Below are 7,308 nucleotides of genomic sequence, written 5' to 3' on the forward strand. Positions count from 1 at the left end.
GGTCGGGGAGATGTTTTGCTGTCAAGTTTTATGAATATCTTTTGCGCAACTATTGGTGGTGTAAATTTAGTCGATAAGGCATACGACAATGAAAGAATCTGAATTAAGCGTAGATGTTGGTGCTTTACAACAGGACGCAGAGTATTTTGCAAAACGTCAGTTAAAAAAGGGGGCAGTAGGTTGGTTACTTTTAGTGGGGCTGGGTGTCTCTTACGTCATTTCGGGTGACTTTGCGGGTTGGAATTTTGGGTTGGCACAAGGCGGCTGGGGAGGACTCTTTATTGCAACAGTCATCGTCGCGTTTATGTATCTTTGCATGAGCTTTGTGATGTCTGAGATGTCGACGATGTTGCCCACTGCTGGCGGTGGTTATAGTTTTGCTCGTGTTGCATTTGGTCCTTTTGGAGGATACCTCACAGGAACTGCGATTTTAATTGAATATGCAATTGCACCCGCCGCGATTGCCGTATTTATCGGTTCATATTGCCAATCACTCTTTGGAGTTGGCGGCTGGGCAGTTTATTTAATTTGCTATTTAGTTTTCATGGGCATTCATCTGAAAGGTGCGGGTGAAGCGCTTAAAATCATGTTTGGAATTACCGCCGTTGCTTGTATTGCACTGGTCGTATTTATCGTTGCGATGCTTCCACATTTTGACAGCGCACGTTTGTTTGATATTCCAGTCAGTTCTCATGCAGGTGCGAGTCACTTTTTACCATTTGGCTATATGGGAATATGGGCCGCAGTACCGTATGCCATCTGGTTTTTTCTTGCGGTTGAAGGGGTGCCACTTGCAGCCGAAGAAGCAAAAGATCCAGTACGTTCATTGCCACGCGGCTTGATTGGTTCAATGTTGATATTGGCATCGTTTGCACTTTTAATTTTATTTTTAGGAGCAGGTGCAGCAGGTTCAAATGCTTTAAAAAACTCAGGGGCACCTTTAGTTGATGCACTCATTGCGGTGTATGGTCAGCACACATGGTTGGCAAGCTTTGTCAACTTTGTCGGTCTTGCTGGACTTGTCGCAAGTTTCTTCTCAATTATTTATGCATATTCACGTCAGATCTTTGCATTGTCACGTGCTGGATATTTACCAAAAAACTTATCGCTTACCAATGAAAATAAAGCGCCATATTGGGCCATTATCATTCCGGGCATTATCGGCTTTTTACTCTCTTTAACAGGTGAGGGTGACTTACTCATTTTAATGGCTGTATTCGGTGCAACAATCTCTTATGTGTTGATGATGCTCTCACACATTAAATTACGTTTGTCTCGCCCTGAATTACCACGCCCTTATAAAACGCCTGGTGGAATATGGACGTCTTGTATCGCCTTGGTTCTCGCTGCTGTTGCTGTAGTTGCAGGTTTAATGGTAAATCCAAAAGTTTGGTTATTGGCTGCGCTGATTTATGTCGGATTTATACTCTATTACTTGTTATACAGCCGTCATCATTTGGTGAAAGGCACGCCTGAACAAGAGTTTGCCATGATTGATGACTGATTTTCATTGCAGTAAAAATAAAGAGGCTTCGGCCTCTTTTTAAGTTTTATAAAACGACTAAAACGTTTAGAAGTCAAAATAGAAAAGTTAAATATTTAACTCAAAGTTTACTTTTACACGATCTAAAACAATTAAGGTTCGATATGTTTTTACATCTTCATTATCCGCAAAATGTTTTCTAACTAAACTTTCAAAATGAGATAAGTTGTTGCTCAGCATGATAATGATAAAAGAGACTCCTCCATTCACAAAGTAGCACTGTTGAATTTCATCAACAGAAGCAAAGTATTGCTTCGCTCTATCCATCACTACAGAGCGGTCTTCGCTAAGTCGGACTTCAATAATAGACGTAATTTTTTCTCCAAATTTTAGCGGATTTAAAATAGCGCAATTTCTTAAAATAATTTCCTTCTCTTCCATACGAGATATACGTCTTTGAACGGAAGCGGAGGATAGACCAATTTTTTCAGAAATTTCTCGATGCGAAGTTTTATTGTCTTTTTGCAGTATTCTTAAGATTGCATAATCAAAATTATCTAAAGAAATTTCTGACATGAGTAAATCTCTCATTAAGCTTTAAATATAGAGTTATTTAATCGTTTTATTGAGAGAAATAGAAGAAATATATCGATTACATAGAATTAAAATTTCAATCATTCCCAGAGTGGTAAATATGATGATTGAGACAAACTCCAAGCAAGGCATGGCATTTGCAGCCGCATTTCTATCTTTAGTTTCTGTGCAAATAGGAGCATCAATAGGAAAAGCCCTTTTTCCAATTCTGAGTGCAGAAGGAGTGACCTTAACTCGACTTGCTTTAGCAGCATGTTTCTTATGGATTGTTTATAAACCTTGGAGAGACTGGAACAGACAGACCAATTGGAAAAATCTCATTATTTATGGGGCAATCCTGACTTTAATGAATACTTTAATTTATAAAGCATTTTCTTATATGTCTGTTGGGATCGCTATTTCCATCGAAGTGTTAGGACCGCTTACGGTCGCTATTTTAATGTCTAAAAATAAATTAGATTATTTTTGGGGAGCATTATCTCTTATTGGTTTGCTTTTTTTACCTATGGGCAATTCAAATAATAACTTTAGCTTTATTGGTATGGCGTATGCGCTTGTGGCTGCCGTGGGTTGGGGACTGTATATTATTTATGGCTCTAAAGTTGCGCAAGGTGGTGGTAGCTCAGTTGCAACAGGAATGTTTCTAGCGGCTTTGTTTGCCACACCTTTAGGGGCTTCTCACATTATTCATATTTTTGATAGTTATACGATTCTTTTGACATGTTTACTCATGGCGATGCTAGCAAGTGCCATTCCATTTATATTAGATATGGTTGCTATGAAAAAACTGCATCCGCGAGTTTTTGGAATATTAGTGAGCGCATCACCAGCGGTGAGTGCTTTGGCTGGATGGCTGATTTTAGATGAACGATTAAATCATTTTCAGATCATTGGAATAGCAATTATTATGGCATCGTGTGCAGGGTGTTCTTATTTCTCCTATAAACGTAATACTGCATAAGCCCATTTGTCTATGATGGCATATATCTAAAGCTGGATGAGTCGTTTTGAAGGGGGGATAAATAATAAGCCCCCATAAAAAGGCTGCCTCTATACAAAAAGAATATAAAAACAGTAAGTATTACTTACTCAAGTATCATTTTAATCTGATTGATATTTATACAATATAGTTGCCAGATCACAAGGATATGAATTGATGAAATTTTTAAGATTTCTAACTTTTAGCACGATTCTTACGTTATCCGCGCATAGTTATGCGACAGTGGGCGGTGGACAAAAAATTGAAGTATTGGGTTATCAGCAAAAAGAGAAGAAACTTTATGTATTAAGACACTACGAAGATGGTCGAGGACGTTTACCACAACTATATTATTATCTATTAAATAGCAAATCGCCTGACAAACTTATTGAAGTTAAATCGCTCTACATCAATCCAAAAACACATAAGATTGATTATGATCAAGATAGTACAGCGTTTGATAAGGCTCTCAATAAAATTAAAAAAAGTTTAATCCCTTTGGTCGTAAGTAATAGTAAGACTGTAAAAATTCAGACCTTAAAAACTCATCAGAGTCAAGTATCATCTTGGTTTGATCCTTCAGGCAAGATCGCGCAATATAAAACTGAATATATTGTAAAATCGCCGTCTTTACAAAGTAAGACCCATGTTGCGGTTCATTACACCAAAGCAATAAAAATTTCCCAAAATTATAGTGTGCCTAAACAAAATAAGAGGTTGGTTGTCGTTAAATATCTGGGGGTTCCAGAAGAAACTGGTTATGACATTGAAGACCCCGTTTTACTACTGCCTGTGAAAAAATAAGTTTAAGAGCAAATTATTTTCTTGGTTCAAATCGGCAATATACACAACATCAGGCTGTTTCTATCTGGGTTATCTATCTATGTCTAATGCTTTGCCTCGACAGCTTAAAAATAACTGATTTTGATGCCAAGCCAATTGCCCTGAAACAATAGTTGTATCGACTTCATAGCGGAAGGTTTTATTTTGAAATGGCGTCCAGTTACATCGCATATAGTTTTTTTGATCTTTAACTGCAATAGCCTCTTTATTTTCTTTAAGTAGAACCAAATCTGCCCAATAACCTTCACGGATATATCCACGATTTTTGAGTTTAAATAAATCAGCGACTTGGTGTGATGTTTTCTTAACCATTGTTTCTATACTTATTTTTTTATCCGCCACAAGTTCCATGAGTGCTGGAACAGCATGTTGAACCAAAGGCAGGCCAGCGGGTGCTTTTAAATAGGATTGTTGTTTTTCGTCCCATGTATGCGGTGCGTGATCTGTACCAATAATATCTAAGCGATTGGACTGAGCAATCGCAGTGATGAGTGCATCCTTGTCTTGTTGAGTTTTAATTGCTGGATTACATTTTATTAAATGGCTAAGCGCAGCATAGTCTGATTCATCAAAACTAAGATGGTGAATACATACTTCAGCAGAAATATGCTTTAGATTTAAAGGTAAATCTTTAAACAAACACAATTCTTTGGCTGTACTAATATGTAAAACATGCAGTTGGGTTCCATATTTTTCCGCTAAAGACACCGCTAAACGTGAACTCTCAAAGCATGCTTGTTTATCTCGAATTTTAGGGTGCATATGTGCTGGAATATATTCACCATATTTCCCGAAATATAAATTTTCTCTTTCTTTAATGCGAGGGGTATATTCGCAATGCGTTAAAAGAATGGTAGGGACATTGGCAAACAATCGTTCAAGAATTTGTGGGTCATCAACCAACATATTGCCAGTAGAGGCTCCCATAAAAACTTTTACACCGCTGACGAGCTTGGGGTTAAGCTGCTCAATAATATCTAGATTTTCAGAACTTACTCCAAAATGAAAGGCATAATTTGCCATGCTATATTGGGCGGCAATTTGTCTTTTTTGCATTAAGGCATCTAAAGATATTGTTGGGGGATTCGTGTTTGGCATATCCATATAACTGGTAATTCCGCCAATGACCGCTGCCATAGATTCCGAAGCAATACTACCTTTATGTGGTGAACCTGGATCTCTAAAATGAACTTGATCATCGATCATTCCTGGAATCAGCCAGTTCCCGTTCGCATGAATGGTTTTAGCATTAACAACATGAGAAATTGATGGAGCAATTTTTTCGATTCGACCATCTTGAATAAGTACATCTACAAATTCCTGTTTTCCCTCATTCACTAAATTGGCATCTCGGATAATGATTTTAGAATAGGGTTTAAAACTCATTGTGTAATGCCTTATAGCCTTTGACCAATTCAATATTTGTTGAGACAACACTCTCGGAAAACTCACTAATAGAGATATCAACCGGAGGGTATTGGTTTAAGTCGGTTTTAGAGTTGATGTAGCTCATTGCAGGGACATAAAAATGGTTAGGTAAATCACGTCCATCAACGACTGCGTTATGACGAATAGCACTATGATGACCGACCTTAGAGTTAAATATGACGCTGTTGAAACCGACAAAAACATGATGACCAATTTCACAAGGCCCATGAATAATTGAACGATGAGCAATTGATGTATTTTCACCAATCACAACTGATGCACCAGCTTTGGAGTGAATCACAACACCATCTTGAATGTTGGAATTTGCACCAATAATGATAGGTTCCATCTCTCCATTTTCGTCGGTTTCATCTGCACGAATCACTGCATAAGGGCCAATAAACACATTGGCATGAACAATAACTTTGCCGCAAATAATAGCGGTCTGATCGACATAGGCTGATTGATCAATAACAGGGAGATGGCCAGATGGATTTTTACGTAGCATTGGATAACCGTTTAAATATATTGACTTAAATTGAATTAAATGAGTGATCTAGAGTTACCACTGCCATGTCCCTTGGGCCACAGCATCATGCGCATGCAGGCTTTCTGCATGAGTCACTTTAAATTTGAAACCATGAATATTTTTGTGATGTATAAACGAACTATAAAGGCGTCTTAATGCATCTTCGCAGAACATTAGATTTTGACCGTTGGCAACCGCAAATGCCTGTTCATCAATACGCTTCACGGCAGTTTGCACAGGAGTCATTAATGCCAGTTCAGCTCGGTTTATAAATTCGATGAGAGGAATGTTTTGAAGTTGTTGATCTAATTTAAATTGCAGGCGGGCAAAACTTCTTTGGCTATGTGGCGTTGCTGCAATTGCATCTGTGGTATTTAACCAGTTCATAATGTCTTGTTGGTTAAGTCGAATTTCTTGATTTTGTAAGGCCGACTCAAACCGTTGTTGAATAATATTTCTTGAAAGTGCCGCAGAGCATGGGCAGGTTGAAGAATAGGGGATCTCGACTTTTAATTCCGCCTCAAATTGATCATTAGAAAGTTGGCATGACAAAACAAAAGGATAGCTTTTCCACCCTGAAAGCTTGCTGACTAAGGCTGGTCGCTCGATATAAAGTTTACTGTGAATTTCAATTTTGGCATGCTGCGATAAATTTTGATGGCTGTCTAAGAAGTCCTCTAAAACTAATTTTAAATCAGACATATTTATATTTTCGAGTGATGTTAACTCTAAAAGTCGTGTGTATAGACGCGACATATGAATGCCTTTTACTAAAGGATCATCCAGACTGACATAAGCATTTATGTGGCTTGGGCATGAGGTATTTTCAATTCGAACGGGTAATGCAATGTTTTCCATGCCGACCCAATCAAGGCGGTGGCTATAAGCATTTGGTAAAGTTGGCTCGGCAGATATATCTGGGAGAACAAGGTTCATTTATTAGCGGCTTATATTGTGATATTAATGTTATGTTATAACATAATATTAATAGGTGGCAAGTTTGCTATAGGCCTTAATGAAGTTAAATAACATTGAATAAGTAAACATAGATATATAAGCTCCTTGTCTCTTTCCGTAATGGTAGGACGGGAGAGGGACACCCTCGGGTGTGCTGGAGTCGAAACCAGTCCGCGACCCCTCTTTCGTTTTGCCACCATAAATCTTATGTTTTGGCAGAACTTCTAATAAAAAAGAAGCTAACGGTCATTTATTAAAGCCTAAGCTCAAATATTTACTTTAATTTTCAATCCCAATTTAACAATAAATTTTAATTATTTAGCCTTAGTTTTTTAATGATCTAATTTAAAACAAATGTCATTTTGCGTGCTTGACTGCAATAGGGTTGGGCACTATCCTTTGCCTGCTGGCCACATTGCCAGCCGGCTTTGACAGGCTGAATGAAAGATCGCATCAGAGTTATTCCGTCTGAGGGATACTCTTATGTGTAAACTC

General features: G+C 38.0%; 7 protein-coding genes. 3 read left to right on the plus strand and 4 right to left on the minus strand.

From position 1 onward, the window contains the following. The first annotated feature begins 88 nt into the window (after positions 1-88). Positions 89-1,504 carry an ethanolamine permease gene (gene eat / locus ODQ17_RS12410; protein ID WP_322903973.1) on the plus strand — a complete coding sequence of 472 codons (1,416 nt, stop codon included), beginning with the start codon at positions 89-91 and terminating at the stop codon, positions 1,502-1,504. 87 nt (positions 1,505-1,591) lie between these two features. On the opposite strand, the gene ODQ17_RS12415 is transcribed toward eat, so the two are convergent. After that, on the minus strand, positions 1,592-2,059 hold the full coding sequence (locus ODQ17_RS12415; RefSeq protein WP_322903975.1) for an Lrp/AsnC family transcriptional regulator: 468 nt from the start codon (positions 2,057-2,059) through the stop codon (positions 1,592-1,594). Between the two features lie 118 nt (positions 2,060-2,177). Here ODQ17_RS12415 and ODQ17_RS12420 point away from each other — a divergent pair, with 118 nt between their 5' ends. Then, positions 2,178-3,038: an EamA family transporter gene (locus tag ODQ17_RS12420; protein ID WP_322903977.1), complete on the plus strand. Its 861-nt coding sequence runs from the start codon at positions 2,178-2,180 to the stop codon at positions 3,036-3,038. 195 nt (positions 3,039-3,233) lie between these two features. Beyond that, positions 3,234-3,860: a hypothetical protein gene (locus ODQ17_RS12425; protein ID WP_322903979.1), complete on the plus strand. Its 627-nt coding sequence runs from the start codon at positions 3,234-3,236 to the stop codon at positions 3,858-3,860. A gap of 69 nt (positions 3,861-3,929) precedes the next feature. Here the strand turns inward: ODQ17_RS12425 and ODQ17_RS12430 are convergent, their stop codons facing one another. From ODQ17_RS12430 to folE2, 3 genes are read right to left on the minus strand one after another with little or no spacing between them, the layout of a single operon-like run. Next, on the minus strand, positions 3,930-5,285 hold the full coding sequence (locus tag ODQ17_RS12430) for a dihydroorotase (protein WP_322903981.1): 1,356 nt from the start codon (positions 5,283-5,285) through the stop codon (positions 3,930-3,932). Next, positions 5,275-5,835 carry a gamma carbonic anhydrase family protein gene (locus tag ODQ17_RS12435; RefSeq protein ID WP_032007519.1) on the minus strand — a complete coding sequence of 187 codons (561 nt, stop codon included), beginning with the start codon at positions 5,833-5,835 and terminating at the stop codon, positions 5,275-5,277. The genes ODQ17_RS12430 and ODQ17_RS12435 overlap by 11 nt, the downstream gene beginning before the upstream one ends. A gap of 54 nt (positions 5,836-5,889) precedes the next feature. Beyond that, positions 5,890-6,792: a GTP cyclohydrolase FolE2 gene (gene folE2, locus ODQ17_RS12440; protein WP_322903984.1), complete on the minus strand. Its 903-nt coding sequence runs from the start codon at positions 6,790-6,792 to the stop codon at positions 5,890-5,892. Positions 6,793-7,308: the final 516 nt, after the last annotated feature.

The sequence above is a fragment of the Acinetobacter sp. IRS14 genome (assembly GCF_034650275.1).
Taxonomy (GTDB): domain Bacteria; phylum Pseudomonadota; class Gammaproteobacteria; order Pseudomonadales; family Moraxellaceae; genus Acinetobacter; species Acinetobacter oleivorans.

Coding starts and splice junctions, on each gene's coding strand:
- eat (WP_322903973.1), top strand. CDS start 89: ATGAAAGAATCTGAATTAAGCGTAGATGTTGGTGCTTTACAACAGGAC.
- ODQ17_RS12435 (WP_032007519.1), bottom strand. CDS start 5,835: ATGCTACGTAAAAATCCATCTGGCCATCTCCCTGTTATTGATCAATCA.
- ODQ17_RS12420 (WP_322903977.1), top strand. CDS start 2,178: ATGATGATTGAGACAAACTCCAAGCAAGGCATGGCATTTGCAGCCGCA.
- ODQ17_RS12425 (WP_322903979.1), top strand. CDS start 3,234: ATGAAATTTTTAAGATTTCTAACTTTTAGCACGATTCTTACGTTATCC.
- ODQ17_RS12430 (WP_322903981.1), bottom strand. CDS start 5,285: ATGAGTTTTAAACCCTATTCTAAAATCATTATCCGAGATGCCAATTTA.
- folE2 (WP_322903984.1), bottom strand. CDS start 6,792: ATGAACCTTGTTCTCCCAGATATATCTGCCGAGCCAACTTTACCAAAT.
- ODQ17_RS12415 (WP_322903975.1), bottom strand. CDS start 2,059: ATGTCAGAAATTTCTTTAGATAATTTTGATTATGCAATCTTAAGAATA.